The 18,098-nt window shown below is 61.7% G+C and carries 15 protein-coding genes; 7 read left to right on the top strand and 8 right to left on the bottom strand.

The genetic code is table 11. The annotated features are described in order from the left end of the window. Positions 1 to 195: 195 nt before the first annotated feature. Together trxB and trxA are read left to right on the top strand one after the other, a co-directional pair. Positions 196 to 1,152, top strand: a complete 957-nt coding sequence (gene trxB, locus AC3IMC_RS18195) for a thioredoxin-disulfide reductase (RefSeq protein WP_490920141.1) — start codon at positions 196 to 198, stop codon at positions 1,150 to 1,152. 35 nt (positions 1,153 to 1,187) lie between these two features. Further along, positions 1,188 to 1,514, top strand: coding sequence for a thioredoxin (gene trxA, locus AC3IMC_RS18190; RefSeq protein ID WP_490920139.1), 327 nt, complete (start codon positions 1,188 to 1,190; stop codon positions 1,512 to 1,514). A gap of 4,425 nt (positions 1,515 to 5,939) precedes the next feature. On the opposite strand, the gene AC3IMC_RS18185 is transcribed toward trxA, so the two are convergent. The 8 genes from AC3IMC_RS18185 to rpmH all read right to left on the bottom strand — a co-directional run bounded on the left by AC3IMC_RS18185 (position 5,940) and on the right by rpmH (position 11,689). Continuing rightward, on the bottom strand, positions 5,940 to 7,283 hold the full coding sequence (locus AC3IMC_RS18185) for a ParB/RepB/Spo0J family partition protein (RefSeq protein ID WP_490920137.1): 1,344 nt from the start codon (positions 7,281 to 7,283) through the stop codon (positions 5,940 to 5,942). A gap of 66 nt (positions 7,284 to 7,349) precedes the next feature. Further along, positions 7,350 to 8,417, bottom strand: coding sequence for a ParA family protein (locus AC3IMC_RS18180; RefSeq protein WP_490920136.1), 1,068 nt, complete (start codon positions 8,415 to 8,417; stop codon positions 7,350 to 7,352). An 89-nt stretch (positions 8,418 to 8,506) separates the two neighbouring features. Further along, the gene (gene rsmG, locus AC3IMC_RS18175) at positions 8,507 to 9,157 is read right to left on the bottom strand and encodes a 16S rRNA (guanine(527)-N(7))-methyltransferase RsmG (protein ID WP_490920134.1); all 651 of its coding nucleotides are present in this window, start codon (positions 9,155 to 9,157) and stop codon (positions 8,507 to 8,509) included. A 12-nt stretch (positions 9,158 to 9,169) separates the two neighbouring features. Next, entirely contained in the window at positions 9,170 to 9,733 is a 564-nt protein-coding gene (locus tag AC3IMC_RS18170) for a Jag family protein (protein ID WP_490920132.1), read from the bottom strand. Next, positions 9,733 to 10,701, bottom strand: a complete 969-nt coding sequence (gene yidC, locus AC3IMC_RS18165) for a membrane protein insertase YidC (RefSeq protein ID WP_490920130.1) — start codon at positions 10,699 to 10,701, stop codon at positions 9,733 to 9,735. The genes AC3IMC_RS18170 and yidC overlap by 1 nt, the downstream gene beginning before the upstream one ends. Before the next feature lie 15 nt (positions 10,702 to 10,716). Continuing rightward, on the bottom strand, positions 10,717 to 11,109 hold the full coding sequence (yidD, locus tag AC3IMC_RS18160; RefSeq protein ID WP_490920128.1) for a membrane protein insertion efficiency factor YidD: 393 nt from the start codon (positions 11,107 to 11,109) through the stop codon (positions 10,717 to 10,719). Continuing rightward, positions 11,102 to 11,512, bottom strand: a complete 411-nt coding sequence (rnpA, locus tag AC3IMC_RS18155) for a ribonuclease P protein component (RefSeq protein WP_490920126.1) — start codon at positions 11,510 to 11,512, stop codon at positions 11,102 to 11,104. Before rnpA ends, yidD begins: the two co-directional genes overlap by 8 nt. Before the next feature lie 39 nt (positions 11,513 to 11,551). Beyond that, positions 11,552 to 11,689 carry a 50S ribosomal protein L34 gene (gene rpmH, locus AC3IMC_RS18150; RefSeq protein WP_003800212.1) on the bottom strand — a complete coding sequence of 46 codons (138 nt, stop codon included), beginning with the start codon at positions 11,687 to 11,689 and terminating at the stop codon, positions 11,552 to 11,554. A gap of 469 nt (positions 11,690 to 12,158) precedes the next feature. Here rpmH and dnaA point away from each other — a divergent pair, with 469 nt between their 5' ends. The 5 genes from dnaA (at position 12,159) to AC3IMC_RS18125 (ending at position 18,005) form a co-directional block, all read left to right on the top strand. Then, complete coding sequence (dnaA, locus tag AC3IMC_RS18145) at positions 12,159 to 13,580, top strand: chromosomal replication initiator protein DnaA (RefSeq protein ID WP_490920125.1); 1,422 nt, start codon at positions 12,159 to 12,161, stop codon at positions 13,578 to 13,580. Positions 13,581 to 14,119: 539 nt separating this feature from the next. Further along, the gene (dnaN, locus tag AC3IMC_RS18140) at positions 14,120 to 15,244 is read left to right on the top strand and encodes a DNA polymerase III subunit beta (protein WP_490920124.1); all 1,125 of its coding nucleotides are present in this window, start codon (positions 14,120 to 14,122) and stop codon (positions 15,242 to 15,244) included. Between the two features lie 51 nt (positions 15,245 to 15,295). Beyond that, on the top strand, positions 15,296 to 16,204 hold the full coding sequence (gene gnd, locus AC3IMC_RS18135; RefSeq protein ID WP_490920176.1) for a phosphogluconate dehydrogenase (NAD(+)-dependent, decarboxylating): 909 nt from the start codon (positions 15,296 to 15,298) through the stop codon (positions 16,202 to 16,204). 45 nt (positions 16,205 to 16,249) lie between these two features. Next, the gene (gene recF / locus AC3IMC_RS18130) at positions 16,250 to 17,461 is read left to right on the top strand and encodes a DNA replication/repair protein RecF (protein WP_490920122.1); all 1,212 of its coding nucleotides are present in this window, start codon (positions 16,250 to 16,252) and stop codon (positions 17,459 to 17,461) included. Beyond that, positions 17,445 to 18,005 (top strand): DciA family protein, encoded by a 561-nt coding sequence (locus tag AC3IMC_RS18125; protein ID WP_490920118.1) that lies wholly within the window; start codon positions 17,445 to 17,447, stop codon positions 18,003 to 18,005. The genes recF and AC3IMC_RS18125 overlap by 17 nt, the downstream gene beginning before the upstream one ends. Positions 18,006 to 18,098 lie beyond the last annotated feature (93 nt).

Genomic DNA, 18,098 nt, shown 5'->3' with positions numbered 1-18,098 from the left:
GCGCTCTGTTACCCCCGGCCTAAACGTACGCCCGGGGGACTGTAATCTGGGAAGGGCGCCCGGCCGATGGACCTGTGCCGTCTTCGACGGATCACCTTGCCCGGGCGCTGGAATATTCAGCATGCAGCCGCAGTTGTGCCATGTGGCCGGCCTCCACCGGGAGGCGAGTCGAACAAGGAAGAGGTTCACCGTCCAGTGACCATCGCAGAAAGCACGGCGTCCGACGTACGTGATGTCATCATCGTGGGCTCGGGCCCGGCAGGCTACACGGCGGCCGTCTACACCGCCCGCGCCAACCTCAAACCACTGCTGTTCGCAGGATCGGTGACCGCTGGCGGTGAGCTGATGAACACCACCGACGTGGAGAACTACCCCGGATTCCCGGAAGGGATCATGGGCCCGGACCTGATGGAGAACTTCGAGAAGCAGGCGGCCCGCTTCGGCACGGACATCCAGTTCGAGGACGTCACCGCACTCGAGCTCGAAGGACCGGTCAAGTCCGTCACGATCGGCACTGGTGAAACCTTCAAGGCTAAGGCGATCATCCTCTCCACCGGCTCGGCATACCGCGAGTTGGGCCTGCCCAACGAAAAGCGCCTTTCAGGCCACGGCGTCAGCTGGTGTGCAACCTGCGACGGTTTCTTTTTCAAGGACCAGGACATTGCAGTCATCGGCGGGGGAGACTCCGCCATGGAAGAGGCACTGTTCCTCACCAAGTTCGCCAGGTCCGTAACGGTTGTACACCGGCGCGACACGCTGAAGGCCTCGAAGATCATGGCCGACCGGGCCCTGGCTCACGAGAAGATCAATTTCGTGTGGAATAGCACTGTTGACGATGTCCTGGGCGGAGACAAGGTCACCGGTTTGCGAGTCAAGAATCTTGTGGATGGAACCCTGTCCGAGTTGTCGGTGACCGGGGTGTTCGTGGCCATCGGCAACGATCCCCGCACGGACCTCGTCAAGGATGTTTTGGAGCTCACCCCCGAGGGAACCATCGCAGTGGACGGCCGCAGCTCGAGGACCAGCGTTCCGGGTGTCTTTGCAGCCGGTGATGTCGTTGACCCTACCTACCGCCAAGCCATCACTGCGTCCGGCTCCGGGTGTGTGGCGGCCATCGACGTAGAGCACTACCTCGCCGACCTGCACGCATAGTCCGCGTCACTGATATCGAAAAGAAAGAGAAGGTCATGAGCAACGCAAAAGACGTAACTGATGCAAGTTTCGGAACCGATGTCCTGTCATCAGACAAGCCCGTCATCGTCGACTTCTGGGCTGAGTGGTGCGGTCCCTGCCGCAAGCTGGGCCCCATCCTCGATGAGATCTCCGTTGAATACGGTGAGAAGGTCGATGTCGTCAAGGTAAACGTCGATGACAACCCTTCCATCGCTGCAGAGTATGGAATTACTTCCATTCCCGCCGTCTACCTCTTCCAGGGTGGCGAAGTAAAGAACACTGTGATCGGTGCAAAGCCGAAGCAGTTCTTCGAAAAGGAATTCGCCGACGTCCTCTCCTAGAAGTTTCAGGAAGTCGTACAGGATCTGAACCTGTCTTGACGTGGTCACCGCCCCTTGGGTGGTGACCACGTCTTCTTTTAACCACAACCTGGCTTTTGTGATCCGGCGCCGTCCCGAAGCGGGAACTTCTGCCTCAAGTATCGGCGTTTCACGTGAAACATCGCGCAGCTGGTTATCCGGCGGGTAATCCCTCTTTTGACGGTTGATTCCATTCCGCACATGTCAGTGTTCAGCCGACAGTCCCTGCTCGCACCGCCCCTCGCTCCTGCGGTTCCCTTGATGCCACCGGCACACACCATTCACGAGCGGGGCTATCCCCATGCGCGGTAGTTCGTGGGAACTGCTACTGTCAGCAGCGGTTCGGGGATCGGCAATGGAAGCTGGAAGGGATCGGAGTGTGGCGCTCCATCATGGAGACCCCCACTCGCCCAAGGCTGCGCGAGCAAAGAAGCTGGCGTCAGACGTCCGAGCGGAGTGGCTGGGTACGTGGTGCCTGCTCCGTTTCACGTGAAACATAGACATGCGCAGTCGGAAGGAGGCTGGACGAGCAGCATTGCCCGTCTGACCGGCACTCTATTGGCGGCCTGGGCCTCGGGCTCTAACGTAACACCACACGGTCGACTGATCTTTTCCTTGGGAATCACCGGCGGCGGCTCCTGGCATCCATCCGTTCCATCTGTGCCCGACATATAGGGTCGCAAGCGACAACTTGCGTTTCCCTTCGTCAGAATGCAGTTGCTCGGCAGTGTAGGAGGTGAATATTCGTAGGGGGTGAATGTTCCGGCTACGAGCGAACTCTGCACATCTCGTGTGGGGAAACGCCTGGCACCCTAGTGGTGTAACGCCGGCAGGCGGCCACGACCCTGCGGTGCAGCGGCGCTCTTGCCGCAGAGAGAAGGGGCGCTAATCCGCTTCCTCCTCCTTAGTCTTCGTCGAAAGCCAACAGCACTCCAATCCTGCTGCCCCATCCTCAAAGTACGAACAACACTGTTCATCGCTTCCGCATGTTCCAGGAACGGCGGAGCTACGGCCCTACGGGACAGAAGGGTCCGACTGGATACGCAAGTGCCGCTCCAAGAGTGCGGGCCTCACGACCGGCATCACGATGTCCGGATGGTGGGGTAGGCTGCGGCCCGGCGGAACACTACCGTCCAAGGTAATGATTCCCGCCCTACGCCCTTCACACCACCTTGAATCCGCCAGCTCGCCTGCGGCACAGAGACCGGCGCGTAGCTGGAAGGACTCCTGCCGGCGGGGGAGGTTTTCCGATCACTGTACCTACCAGGGGCCTCAGGGAGTGGAGCCGACGGCAGAGGCGCCAAACCCGTCAATGACTGTTTCACGTGAAACCACATTGGGACTTGGCGGTCACAGACTGTACCGAGAGTCCGCAGCCGGGCTCCTCGGCAAGCTGAAGACTGGACACCGCAGCAGCCGTGGTCCGGGACCGACGCCGGGCCAGCGCATTGGCAGTCATCGACAGCCACACACGCCTCGGGCTCGTGGATGTAGTGAGCTGTGGTGCGAACCCTGATTGGACCACCAGAAGGATGAACGTAACCGATTCGACGCTTTGGACGGCGAGCATCGCAGCGGAGGCGGTGAACCAACGGCGCGGGTCGCTACTACCGAGACAGGAGTCACATCTCTGTAACCAGGCGACCACACCGGGCAGCTTGAACCGTACTCGCCGCATGCAGTCGTGCTCGCCCAACTGTCGGTGAGCCAGCGGGTGTGCCTGCAGCAATTAGTCTCTACAGGTGCTGTCGCGCCACCCGCTTGCGGCCTGTCTTACCTGATCCAGCCAGGGTATCTACAAGCATGATGGTATGGGTCCGAACACGCGGTGGATGCTGACCCTACCTACAAACGCGTTCCCTGGACGACGACCGCCAGGAGCGCGCAGCAACTGCCAACCACCTGGGTGGTCGGTGTGAACATACCCACATGTTATCCACAGCACGGCCGTATCGTTATCCCCACGGTTATCCACAGGGTCCCCGGACCGACCTGCGCATGTCCCAGCGGATATTTGGCGGCGGATGCAGCAGTGGCATTCGCCGGCCGTCCGCCCTCACGCCAGTACCGCCCTGCAACCTAGGGTAGGCTCGACGTCCCGCGCCGCATCCGGCTCGGAAATCAACCTATCGGCGTACAAGCAACGAAGACGGCGGAGCGGATCTCGCTCACCGTGTTTCACGTGAAACGGATCGTGCCTACACTGACGCGATTTTTGCTGCGATACCCAGACGTCAGCCTTCGAGACCAGCCCACTAGCCTAAGGGCTAGCAGCAAAAGGCGCGGAGTGAGTGGGCCGTCCCGTGGCAACTTATGCACAGCGTTATCCACAACCTTATCCACTGGGACACGGGCGCTTGTGGGAACAGTTGCGCGTCGGTACTCGCCACCGTCAGCCCATCGCCCCGCGCCTCGGAAGGCAAGTCATCACTACAGAAAGAAGTCGGGGCCGGGGGATGGCCCACTCGCTTCGCAAGCATAGAACTACCAGTTGACGAGGACATCTACTGCGGGTGACCAACAGCCCCAACGCCCAGCAGGCGCAGGCGTGAGTGCCGCTTCCGCCCGGTTCTGCGTTGAGCTGCCCCTTCCTGGACGGGTGCGCCAGGGTGCCGCCCAAACGACAGCCGCTCACGTTTGCTGGCATGCCTGCAACGAGAGCTGGCATTACGACCAGCGGTTCCGCTCACCGTTTGGCTGGCCCATGTATCTTCCCTATACGCTTCGTGTCCTACGCGGGGGACCCATCACTGCCAAATAATGTCCGCCCGCAGCGTGGATGCGGGCGGTGAGCTCCACGAGTACCCACACCGACCAATCGCTTCGACAGGACATAGGTTCTGCGGACCCCAGCACTCCGCCCGCTGCGGAACCGACTACCCTCGAAATGGCCCATCGCCAACATCGCAGCTAGAAACCCTACACGGGAGAACAGGCCGCCCTTGGACGCGCACGGGTGGCTGCTTGTGGCCGCCGACGCGGTGCTACAACGACCGGCCCATCGACTCAGTCGAAAAGACAGCAACGTCGTGACAGAACGTTGGGGAGAGCCCGCGCCAAGAGCTCCTGACTGCTGAACGGATCGAGCAGTTTGCAGCTGCACCCGGGATAAGCCAATTGCGTCCATGGCCCACTGCGTGGCGCCACCCCCTCGGACCACCCGCCGCCATTGTCGTCCACCACAGAACCAATGTTGCCCCTGGCTAGCGTCGGAGAGCACGGTGGCATTTCCATCTGCTTACATCTCTGGCGTACAGGTTGTGGTTTTACCCACGTCAAGGAACACGCACATGGGGCAATGCGTTTCACGTGAAACATGCCGCAAACGCGCGCTTCCCTTTGGACGGGAGCCGTCAGCAGCACTTAGATTCGATGCTGATTCTCGCTGAATCAACGACAAACGCGAGAAGGCGTGCGGGAACTTGAAATCGATTTCCGGCCTTCTCCACTGCAGAGTATTCACGAGGGCCTAATCGTCGCGGATGTGCGGACTCGCGATATTGAGGAACCGCTCTAGGGGTCTTACTGCGAGGATAGATAAGACCCCAGGCAACTAGCCTACAGTGGCCGACAAACCGCGCCCGCAGGCAGCAGAGGGGAGTACCGCTGGTCGGTCACCCATCCACTTGCCGGATCGTCCCAGCCCGCTGGGATCCTTGCGGCCGCTTCTCCCGAATATATCGACCGGTGCAATGCACCAGGCCCCTGGTCCTAGACAGTGCTCGTCGGCTGTACGATGCCACGCAGGTTTGGTCCCAGCGTAATGCGCGTCGTGTTTCACGTGAAACGCGGAGGTGGTCGACTGCTAGTAGCACCGACCGTCGACATGTAGCCGTTTCACGTGAAACACGTGCTGCTACCCGTCTCGGCAAGTCCTCTCGTAGTCCCCAAGCTAGTAGAAGCGCCCGCGGCACTGCTTCCAAACGAATGGTCGCGGCAACTATCGATAGTCACTAAAGATACTGGCAATAGAAGGGACTGTGCCGAGGCCGTCAGGAGGACCGCAAGAAGGAAACGAAACCGGCGGGCGAAACGCTGTTTCAGGCAACAGTCGCGACGTCAGATCTAGGGCGGTTCCATTACCCGGACGCATTAAGACGGGATTCTACGCATCCAAGTGCCAGGATGATCGCAGGGATGACGGAAAGAGCATTTACAGCCGGTCTCGAAAGGATCGCAGTCACCGATCAAGTTTGACTGGACCGCAAACCATCGGAAAGTAGCATCCGACAGCCACCCCTGGCCTTGCCCTGTGTGCGCTTCGCAGGAGCCATGAACAAGAGATGCTCATGGCGTCCAGCCGGGCGTATTTCCTTTACTGGCAAAGGCGGCAGGACGGCAGTAGCCCAACCACGCAAAAGAGGGCCGATTCGTGGTGAATCAGACCCTCTTTTGTGCCGAACTTAGTCAATTGGTGGATCCGGGTGCCAGCACGTCCATAATCCGGTTCAGGTCTTCAACACTGGCGAACTCGATACTGACCTTGCCTTTTCGGACACCGAGCGAGATCTTTACATTGGTATCCAGCCGGTCTGACAGGGACGAAGCCAGATAATCGAGACGCTCGTGGCGGGCACCGGGCCTCGGGATGTTGTTCTTGGCCGGTTTCGCGGGATCCTGATAAAGAGTAACGGCTTCCTCGGTGGCACGTACAGACATCCCCTCAGCAACGATTTTCTGCGCCAGGCGTTCCATGGCGGCTGCGTCCGGAAGCGACAACAGAGCACGGGCGTGGCCGGCAGAGAGCACACCTGCGGCAACGCGCCGCTGCACCAGCGGCGGGAGCTTGAGCAGTCGGAGGGTGTTCGAGACCTGGGGCCGGGAGCGTCCAATCCGGTCCGCCAGCTGTTCGTGCGTGGTGCCGAAATCCTCAAGGAGCTGCTGGTACGCCGCCGCCTCTTCCAGGGGGTTCAGCTGGCTCCGGTGAAGGTTTTCAAGGAGCGCGTCCCGCAGGAGGTCGTCATCGGTAGTGTCCCTGATAATGGCAGGGATTGTGTCCAGCCCGGCAGCCTGGACAGCGCGCCAACGGCGCTCGCCCATGACGAGCTCGTAAGGCTCACTACCATCTTCGGTTGATGTACGAACAACAATCGGCTGGAGGACGCCGATTTCCCGTACTGAGTGCACCAGCTCAGCCATGTCGTCTTCGTCGAAGACGTTTCGGGGCTGCTTCCTGTTCGGGTGGATGTCACTGACCGAAATTTCAGCGAAGCGTGCTCCGGGAACTTCCACCAGCTCCACACCGCCATCGGCGTGCTCGACAGGTTCGCGGGGCTCGTCCGGAGTGGGCGCTACAGGCGCCGGCGCCGTTTCGGCCTGCTCAGGCGCGGGGACCGCCGACGGTCCAGCCGGGGAAGGTGCCACAGGTTCGTTTGCTGATGTTTCAGGCCTAACTGCTTCATCAGCAGCAGGTGCCGGCTCCTGTGGCACCTCCGCGGCAGCTTTAGCACCGGTCGCAGCAGCAGCGGGTTTCGGTACGGCACGCTTGGGAGCCGCAGGCTTGGACTTCGAAGGCGCGGACTGCTTGGGGATGGAGGAACGCGGAGCAGGAGACGCGCTCTGCTTCGCATCGTCCTTGAAGGCATCAGCTGCCGGCGGCTGTTCCGCCGGTTCGGCTTTCCTGCGGCCCTCTGGGAAGAAGAGATCCACCGGCCGCGACACCGCTCCGCCATTACCTGCACCAGTGGTTGCGGCGGAACTTGGAATCAGCGCGCCAAGACCGCGGCCTAGGCCCCGTCGCTTCTCGCTCATGGGTAAATCCCTCCAGTGGTAGAGCCAGGCCCCAGCCGGGCTCCAGGCGTTGCAGTTGTGAAGATTTTAGCGTTCGGCTATTTCAGCAGCGGCTTCCAGATAGGAAAGCGCACCGCTGGACGACGGGTCATATGTCATAACGGTCTGCTGGTAGCTTGGTGCCTCGGAAATGCGAACCGAACGCGGAACCACGGCTGAAAGCACCTGCTCGGGGAAGTGCTGCCGGACCTCCGCGGCAACCTGCGCGGCAAGGTTTGTCCGGCCGTCATACATCGTCAGGAGAATCGTGGAGACAACGAGATCCGCGTTGAGATGCTTCTGGATCATCTCGATGTTCTTGAGGAGCTGGCTCAGGCCCTCCAGCGCATAGTACTCGCACTGTATGGGGATCAGTACCTCACTGGCAGCGCAGAAAGCGTTGACGGTCAGGAGACCCAGGCTGGGCGGGCAGTCGATGAAGATGTAGTCGAGCCGCTCTTCACCATTCTTCTCACGCGTCTTTGCGTAGACATCGATGGCCCGGCGGAGCCGCTGCTCACGCGCCACCAGTGAAACGAGTTCGATCTCGGCCCCTGCAAGGTGGATCGTGGCAGGTGCGCAAATGAGGTTGCCGATGTCCGGGCAAGGGGCTACGACGTCAGCCAGCGCGACGTCGTTGATCAGCACGTCGTAAATGCTGTCCACATCTGCGTGGTGTTCGATGCCCAGCGCAGTGGAAGCATTTCCCTGCGGGTCAATATCGATAACCAGGACGTTGAGCCCCGCGGTGGCAAGGGCTGCGGCGATATTCACCGTGGTGGTGGTCTTACCCACCCCACCCTTCTGGTTGGAGACAGTAAAGATGCGGGTCTTCTCCGGCCGGGGGAGCTTTCGACCCATCAGGCGCTCCCGGCGCCTCGTCTCATGGGCAAGTTCCCGCGCAATGGGACTGGAGTCATCGATGGCATCAATGACGTTGGCGCGCCCACCAGAGGTTGTTTCACGTGAAACAGCCAGGGTCGGAGCAGCAGAAGCAACTGATTTCGATTGAGCCCCGGGGCGCGCCGGAACCATGCCCAAGCCAGCGACAGAACGTGCCGACCCCAATGACACAAACGGCGGGATCCGTTGTGCGGAGGCTTCACTACTGGTCACTGGGGCACACTCACTCTCGTTCAGCCAATTTTGCTGCCGTTGTCTAGCCTAACTGCTTCGGCCCGCTGACCGGCGTCAGCGGGACCGCATTAGGACTTCTTTTGGGACTTGTTCACAACGATGCGAACCACTGTGGTGGGCTCCTCCAGGAGCTCCTCACCGACAGTGACGACGGAGGTCTCCACTCCGCCCAGCTTGCGGATGACCTTCGCAGCCTTATCGATTTCCTCAGCGGCGCTGCGGCCTTTGATGGCCACCACTTCGCCGTGCCCGGCCAGGAGCGGAATGGTCATTCCGGCCAGGTTGGTCAACGCGGACACAGCGCGCGCGGTCACCACGTCGGCGTCCACATGTCCGACGGCGAGCTCAGCCCGGGTGCGCATCACAGTGACGTTGTCCAGGCCCAGGTCATCAACCACTTCCTGCAGCCAAATCACCCTGCGTTCGAGGGGTTCAATAAGCGTCAGCTCGAGGTCGGGCCGTGCGATGGCAAGGCACAGTCCGGGCAGTCCGGCGCCGCTTCCGACGTCGGCCACGTGGCTTCCGTGGGCGATCTCGCTCTCGATGACCGCGCAGTTCAGCACGTGGCGGCTCCATAGCCGAGGAATCTCACGGGGCCCGATCAGGCCGCGCTCGGTTCCGGAGGTAGCCAGATGCTCGACGTACCGCTTGGCAAGTTCCAGGCGGTCGCCGAAGATCTTCTCAGCAGCGTGAAGTTCTGCCGCCGTGATGTCAACCATGATCAGCAATCTCTAGTTGGCGGATACAACAATGTGGCGTCCGGCACCTTCGCCCTCGGACTCGCTGACCAGGCCGAGGTCGGCCACGGCGTCGTGCACGATCTTCCGTTCGTAAGCGCTCATCGGCTCAAGGGTCACCGACTTCCCTGTTTCCTTCACGGATGCGGCGGCGTCCTCGGCGATCTTTTGAAGGTGGCCGGAACGTTCCTTGCGGTAGCCGTTGATGTCCAGGACAAGCCGTGAACGGTTTTCGGTGGCGGAAAGCACAGCGAGGCGGGTGAGTTCCTGGAGGGCTTCAAGTACCTCTCCATCCTCGCCCACGAGGCCTTCGAGTCCCTCGGCTTCCTCGTCGGCGACGATGGAAATGTAGGTGCGGCCGTTGCGGACCTCGATGTCGATGTCGCCGTCAATATCGGCGATGTCCAGCAGTTCCTCCAGGTAGTCGGCAGCAATGTCCCCCTCTTCCTCGAGGCGGCTTACGGCGGAAACCTTGGCGGCGGGGGAAGCGGAATCCACGGACCCGTCCTGGTCTTCGATCTCTTCAGAAAAGGCGTGCTCAGAGCTCTCGGCTGACATTACTTCTTCTTCCTGTTCTTGCGCTGGGGCTGGGCGCGCTGGCCCTTGGTCTGGATCGCTGTGGCTCCTGCCGCTTCCGGTGCCTCGTCCTTCTTGCCAGTCAGGACAGAAAGGGCGGGCAAGCCCTTTGCCGCCCGGCGCTCAGCGAGGGCCTTGGCTGCGGGGGAACCGGGCGTCGGCATGCGGCGGATCACGAAGAACTGCTGGCCCATGGTCCACAGGTTGGTGGTGGTCCAGTAGATCAGGACACCGATGGGGAAGTTGATGCCACCCACGCCGAACACGATCGGCAGGATGTAGAGCATCATCTTCTGCTGCCGCATGAACGGGCTTGCCATGGCTTCTTCAGACATGTTCTTGGCCATGATCTGCTTTTGCGTGATGAACTGCGACGCCGTCATGGCCAGGATCATCACGATCGTCAGGATGGTGACGGCAACAGGGTTGCCCTCGGGGTTGTGCAGAAGAGTTGCCGAGAGCGGCGCACCAAAGATGGTGGATTCGTCGAACTGTTCAACCTGCTGGTGGCTCATGGCGCCGATGCCCTGGCCCTTGTCGCGGGCGGCCGATATGCCGGAGAGCACCTGGAAGAGCGCAAAGAAGAACGGCATCTGGATCAGCATGGGCAGGCAGGCAGAGAACGGGTTGGTTCCGTGCTTTTTGTACATTGCCATCTGTTCCTGCGCCATGGCCTGGCGGGACAGCTGGTCGGTCTTGCCCTTGTACTTGTCCTGGAGCTTCTTCAGGTCCGGCTGCAGGAGCTGCATACCGCGCTGGGCCTTGATCTGCTTGACGAAGACCGGGATCAGCGCGGCACGGATCACCAGCACCAGGCCGATGATGGACAGCGTCCAGGTCCAGCCCGAGGCCCCCGGCATGCCAATGGCGCTCAGGCCCTCGTGGAAGCCCACCATGATGATGGACACAAGCCACTTGAACGGAAACATGATTGTTTCAAAGAAGTCCATACTTATCCCTATTCGTCAGGCCGCAGTGCGGCCTTCTCCATCAGTCCGATCAACCAGGTACTTGTCCGGGTTGTTCAGCACAACAATTGTGGGGGTCTGGCCAGCGGGCCATTCCCGGTGGCCGGCGGGGACGTGGTCCACACCGCCGGCGTTCCATGGGTGGCAGCGTCCAAGGCGCCGCAGCGAGAGCCAGCTTCCCTTGACGGCGCCATGGACGGTGACCGCTTCAAGGGCGTAGGCCGAGCATGAGGGAAAGAACCTGCAGACCGGGCCGTACAAGGGCGAAACCACCTTGCGGTAGGCCATCAGCAGAAGAATGAGAATGTTCCGGGGCAGGTTCCAGAGGAACCTGCCCACGGCTGCGGGCACAGTGCGGAAACGGGCGACGACGGCGGTGGCGTTAGGCACGCGTTGTCCCCTCCTGTGTTGTACCGGTCGAACCAGTGGCGGCAGCCCGTAAAGAACGGCCAGCCAGCCGGTTCTGTGTAGTTTCCAGTGCTGCGTTGTAGTCGGCCAACAGCTGGTCCCAGCTGGCGAACGCGGACGCGGGCAGTGCCCGCACCACAATCGCAAGCCCAGTTGCGTGTTCACGCAGCGAGGCAGCAGCCGCTTCCCTCAGTCTCCTCTTAACGAGGTTCCTGGTGACAGCGTTCCCTACGCTTTTGGAAACAATAAACCCGATCCGGCTGGGTTCGTCGGCAGCAATGGCTGCCGCATATAACACTACGTTCCGGCGTCCATTGCGGACACCGGAACGTACGGTTGTTGAAAAATCGGTCGCAGTCCTCAGGCGGTTGCGGGCGGCCAGCACCTTAAACTCGCAAAGGGATGTCTACCGACAAGTCAGTTATTAGGCCGAAAGTTCGGTGCGGCCCTTGCCACGACGGGCTGCCAGGATGGCGCGGCCGGCACGGGTACGCATACGAAGGCGGAAGCCGTGCTTCTTGGCTCGACGGCGGTTATTCGGCTGAAAAGTCCGCTTGCTCACGTTAGTTACTCCAGTGGATCAAAGGTGCGCCCACCCGATCAGTATGGGGAAGAACTGGCCGACGCTAAGTTTTGTATATGCACGCTTTCCCCGACTGCCCAGGCGCGCTGCGACTGGAAGGTTCAGATGGGGCCAAAAAGCGGACACAAAGGACTTCACAACGTTAGGGCAATTTACGGCGCCGAGTCAAACCGGAACGGCCCCGGGGCGCTGTCCCCAACTGTTGCTAAGTTGTCCCCACAGCCTGTGGATGAAGTGGCTCACAGACCCGCTTTGGAAACCACAACCGTGTAATTATCCACAGCCAGTTAGCCAGCTATCTTCTAGGCTTTTCATCCCCTAGAGTGTCCCAGTAGCCGATTATCCACGGGCTGTGCATAAGCCTGTGGATTAAGCGGGGCCAGCACCCTGGTTCCGGACTTGGGGCTGCAGGTAATGCAGGCATAGCAAGTTTTGAGGGAACCGATTGATGACAGTAGACGAAGCCAACCACGCCAATACTGTCGGAAGTTCCTGGCGCCGCGTTGTCAGCCTGCTGGAGCAGGACCACCGCGTTTCGCCCCGGCAGCGGGGCTTTGTCATCCTTGCCCAGGCCCAGGGCCTGATCGGCTCCACCCTCCTGGTGGCCGTTCCCAACGAGCTCACCCGCGAGGTACTCCAGACGCAGGTCAAGGATGCCCTCGACGATGCCCTGCACAACGTCTTTTCCGAGGACATCCGGTGCGCCATTGATGTCGACACCGACCTTGTCCCGATTCACGAAGAGCCGGAGCCCGTCGTCGAGCCTTCCTTTGCGCCCGACCAGCTGATCGAGCAGAAGCCGCAGCCCATGCTGCCCAGCACTTCGCACGAATTCGGCCGGCTGAACCCCAAGTATGTCTTCGATACCTTCGTGATCGGTTCCTCAAACCGCTTTGCCCATGCCGCCGCAGTCGCTGTTGCCGAAGCTCCGGCCAAGGCTTACAACCCGCTCTTCATCTACGGTGACTCCGGGCTGGGTAAAACCCACCTCCTGCACGCCATCGGCCATTACGCCCGCCGGCTGTACAGCGGCATCCGCGTCCGATACGTCAATTCCGAGGAATTCACCAACGACTTCATCAATTCCATCCGCGACGATGAGGGTGCCAGTTTCAAGACCACGTACCGGAACGTGGATGTGCTGCTGATCGATGACATCCAGTTCCTGGCCGGCAAAGACCGCACGCTGGAGGAGTTCTTCCACACATTCAACTCCCTGCATAACAACAACAAGCAGGTTGTGATCACCTCGGACCAGCCGCCCAAGCTGCTGGCCGGGTTCGAGGACCGCATGAAGTCGCGCTTCGAGTGGGGCCTGCTGACCGACATCCAGCCGCCGGAACTCGAAACCCGTATCGCCATCCTCCGCAAGAAGGCGCTCAGCGAGGGCCTGTCCGCACCGGATGATGCCCTGGAATACATCGCTTCGAAGATCTCCAGCAATATTCGTGAACTGGAGGGTGCCCTGATCCGTGTCACGGCCTTCGCCAGCCTGAACCGCCAGCCGGTCGATGTCGCCCTGGCCGAGATGGTCCTGAAGGACCTGATCACCGACGACGGAGCGGAGGAGATCACGTCCAGCCAGATCCTCCAGCAGACCGCGGACTACTTCAAGCTCAGCATGGAGGAGCTTTGCAGCAAGTCGCGGACCAGGACCTTGGTCACGGCGCGGCAGATCGCAATGTACCTCTGCCGGGAACTGACGGACATGTCACTGCCGAAGATCGGACAGGAACTCGGCGGCCGCGACCACACCACCGTCATCCACGCTGACCGGAAGATCCGTGAACTCATGGCTGAGCGCCGTGTGATCTACAACCAGGTGACGGAACTGACGAACCGCATCAAGCAGCAACAGCGCGGCTCCTGAATCCACATCGCACCGCGCACTCTATACCTTATTAACAGGGCCATGTGGATAAGCCTGTGGATACTTAAGGGGACAAGCGCGATTAATGGGCTTAAAACCCTTAAGCCGTCTGTGGATCGTTAAAAATCGGCTTTCGCGTTGTCCCCATCCACACCCTGTTTAAAACCCAGGAAACGCACACACCGTGAACAGGGCTTAACCGCGGATCCATGCGGCGGGACCGGGTTATCCACAGTTTCCACAGCAGTTATTAACACTACGAATCCCAAAAAATCGAAATCCCTCAAACAACAAGATCGAACCGCACGCCTCCCGCGCGGGCCTGCCGGCCCCACGAAGGGCCGGGCCGAGGTTTGGGGGATGGGTTAATCCCGGATCTTCCGGCTAAGCTGTCAGCAGCGCTCCCATCCTTGGGTTTTCGTGTGGTTTCCGCCTGTGCGGACCATGCACCAGCCGCGGCGCCGGCAAGATTTTCCGGAGTTTCCCCGCGAAGTTCGGCGGGTTTACATGGCAACAGCAATGAAAGGCGGCACCCTTCCGTGAAGTTCAGAGTCGATCGGGACGTCCTGGCAGAAGCCGTTACCTGGACAGCCCGTTCCTTGTCTCCGCGGCCGCCGGTGCCAGTCCTTTCCGGCCTCCTCCTGAAGGCCGAAGCCGGAACCGTGAGCCTTTCGAGCTTCGATTACGAAACCTCCGCGCGCCTCGAAATAGCCGCGGACATCCGTGACGAAGGCACTATCCTCGTCTCCGGACGGCTGCTTGCCGACATCTGCCGCAGCTTGCCTTCGGCACCCGTCGACGTCGAAACCGACGGCAACAAGGTCACCCTCACCTGCCGCCGAAGCAGCTTCCACCTGGCCACCATGCCGGAAGCGGAATACCCTCCGCTCCCTTCGCTGCCCGCCATCAGTGGAACGGTTCCGGGCGATGCCTTCGCCCAGGCCGTGTCCCAGGTGATCATCGCCGCCAGCAAGGACGACACCCTCCCGATCCTCACCGGTGTGCGCATGGAGATCGAGGACGACCTCATCACCCTCCTCGCCACGGACCGCTACCGGCTCGCGATGCGCGAGGTGCCGTGGAAGCCCGTCACGCCCGGCATTTCCACCAGCGCCCTCGTCAAGGCCAAAACTCTCAACGAAGTAGCCAAGACGCTGGGCAACAGCGGCGACATCAGCCTGGCCCTGTCCAATGACGACAGCCGGCTGATCGGATTCGAAAGCGGCGGCCGCACTACCACCTCCCTGCTGGTGGATGGCGATTACCCCAAGATCCGGTCGCTCTTCCCCGAATCGACACCCATCCACGCCACGGTGCAGACCCAGGAACTGGTGGAGGCCGTCCGCCGTGTCTCGCTGGTGGCCGAACGGAACACCCCGGTCCGGCTCGCCTTCACTGCAGGCCTGCTGAACCTGGACGCCGGCACCGGTGAAGATGCCCAGGCTTCGGAGGAATTGGAAGCGCAGCTTTCCGGGGACGACATCACGGTTGCCTTCAACCCGCACTACCTGGTGGAAGGCCTCAGCGTGATCGAAACCAAGTTCGTCCGGTTCTCGTTCACCACCGCACCCAAACCGGCAATGATCACGGCGCAGGCCGATGCCGACGGCGAAGACCAGGACGACTACCGCTACCTGGTGATGCCTGTCCGGCTGCCGAACTAGTCCCCATCGGGGCCCACCCACCCATCCACCGGCTCCCAGCCACCGCCAACCATTAGCGCAGAAAAGAGTTCCACGATGCACATCGGACTGATCGGCCTTGGCAAAATGGGATTCAACATGCGCGAGCGGCTGCGCAAGGGCGGGGTGGAGGTCACCGGCTACGACCGGAACCCCGAAGTCACGGATGCCGCCAGCGTTGATGAACTGATTTCAGCGGTCCCGGCGCCCCGGATCATCTGGGTGATGGTGCCTGCCGGGCCCATTACGGACGCCGTCATTACCGAACTTGGTGAAAAGCTCGAACCAGGTGACCTCGTCATTGACGGCGGAAATTCCCGGTTCACGGAAGACCAGAAACACGGCGAGTTGCTCACGGCCAAGGGCATCCGCTTCGCGGATTGCGGTGTATCCGGCGGGGTGTGGGGACTTCAGAACGGTTATGGCCTGATGGCCGGCGGGGACGCAGCGGACATCGAACGTGCCCTGCCTGTTTTCGATGCCCTGCGGCCGGAGGGTGAACGGGCGGACAGCTTTGTGCACGTCGGCGGAATCGGTGCCGGGCACTACGCCAAGATGGTGCACAACGGCATCGAATACGGGCTGATGCAGGCATATGCCGAGGGCTACCAGCTGCTGGCGTCCAAAGACATCATCAATGACTTGCCCGGCACATTCCGCGCCTGGCAAAAGGGCACTGTGGTGCGGTCCTGGCTGCTGGACCTCTTGGTCAAGGCGCTGGATGAGGACCCTGGCCTGCAGAACATCGACGACTACGTCGAGGATTCGGGCGAGGGAAGGTGGACCGTGGAAGAAGCCATCGCCAACGCCATTCCGGCGCCCGCCATCACGGCCGCGCTATTTGCCCGTTTTGAATCGCGCGAGGACAGCTCGCCGGCCATGAAGATGGTGTCCGCACTGCGCCACCAGTTCGGTGGCCACGCCACCCGTCCCGCCAAGTAGCAACCAGAGGGAACCCGCGAGGTTCCCGGAATTGCCTAAATCTCCGTGTACCTGGAACACCTTTCACTGACCGACTTCCGCAGCTACGCCCAGGTCGACCTCGCCCTGGGGCCGGGCGTGACGGTCCTGGTCGGCTACAACGGCATCGGCAAAACCAACCTGATGGAAGCCATCGGCTACCTGGCCACGCTCAGCTCCCACCGCGTCAGCTCCGATGCCCCCCTCCTGCGGTTCGGCACAGAGCGGGCACTCGTCCGCGCCCGCCTCGTGCGCGGCAACCAGACCACGGTGCTTGAACTGGAAATCAACGCCGGCCGCGCCAATCGGGGACGCATCAACCGCAGCAACCCGGTGCGGGCACGCGACCTTCTCGGCATCTGCCAGACTGTGCTTTTCGCCCCCGAAGACCTCGCCCTGGTCAAGGGGGATCCCTCCAACCGCCGCCGCTTCCTTGACGAACTGCTCGCCAGCCTCATTCCGCACCACGCTGCCACCCGCGCGGACTACGACCGGGTCCTGAAACAGCGCAACGCCCTGCTCAAGTCGGCCAGGGCCGGTAAATTCACGTCCGCTCATGAGGCAACCCTGGATGTCTGGGACCAGCACATGGCCAAGGCCGGCGCGGAGCTGCTGCATGCGCGCCTCGAACTGGTGGAGCGGCTGCGGCCGCACCTGGCCAGCGCCTATGCGGGGTTGACGGATGGGTCCAAGCCCGCTGACGCCACCTACCGGTCCACGCTCCAGAACCAGATGGACGACGACGGCGTTCCCACCGCAGCTGGGCACCGCACCGCGGCTGGAGATACGAAAGCCGAGAACGAAGACTTGCGCCTGCTTTCGGTCGAACAACTGGCCGGAAGGTACGTCCAGGCCTTCGCCGAATCCCGCAAGAAGGAACTGGAACGCGGGATTTCCCTGGTGGGCCCGCACCGCGACGACCTCGAGCTGACGCTCGGGCAGGCACCGGCGAAAGGCTATGCATCGCACGGCGAAACCTGGTCCATGTGCCTTTCCCTTCGGCTCGCCTCGTACTACGTAATGCTGGACGATGCCCGGACCGGCGGATCCGCCCCCATCCTGATCCTCGACGACGTTTTTGCCGAGCTGGACGTCCAGCGGCGGCGTAAACTGGCGGCAATAGTCTCCGGCGCGGAACAGGTCCTGGTGACCGCCGCCGTCGACGCCGACATTCCGGAAGAACTGTCCGGGCGGCGGGTGAAGGTCATCCCGGGAGGTATCGATGAGCAGGGACAGTGACCCTTCCGGCGGACTGCAGCCCGGCCGTGAACCTGACAACATCGACGCCCCGCAGGCCGCACTCAACAGGGTGCGGGAGGCTGCTGCCGCACGGGGGGAAATCCGTCGGAAAGCCCCGGGCCCGGGAACACAAAAGGCCAAGCGCGGCCTCCGTGACACCCGCGGCTTCAGCCAGTTCCATGCCACGGGACGGGACCCGCTGGGACTGGGCAAAGTTGTAGGCCGGCTGGTGGCCGAGCGGGGCTGGTCCTCGCCAGTCGCCGTCGGATCCGTCATGGCGGAATGGGCCACTTTGGTGGGCCCGGATATCTCCGCGCACTGCACACCCGAAAGCTTTACCGGCACCACGCTGCACGTGCGCTGCGACTCCACCGCCTGGGCCACGCAACTGAGGCTGCTCAGCACCAGCCTGCTCGAGAAGTTCCGCCGCGAGCTGGGCGACGGCGTCGTCACCACGATCCAGGTACTGGGTCCGACGGCACCCAGCTGGCGAAAGGGCGGGCGGAGCGTCAATGGGCGTGGCCCGCGGGACACGTACGGATAAACACGGCCGGGTCTTGAAACTGCGCCCTGCGGCGTGTAGAGGCCTGCAAGGCCGGGCGCGTGTATAGGCACCCGGAGGCCCTACCGCTGGGCC

The sequence above is a fragment of the Arthrobacter sp. E70 genome, assembly GCF_058266945.1.
Note: the sequence above shows the minus strand (reverse complement) of the source record. Positions and strands in the feature narration are given on the sequence as shown.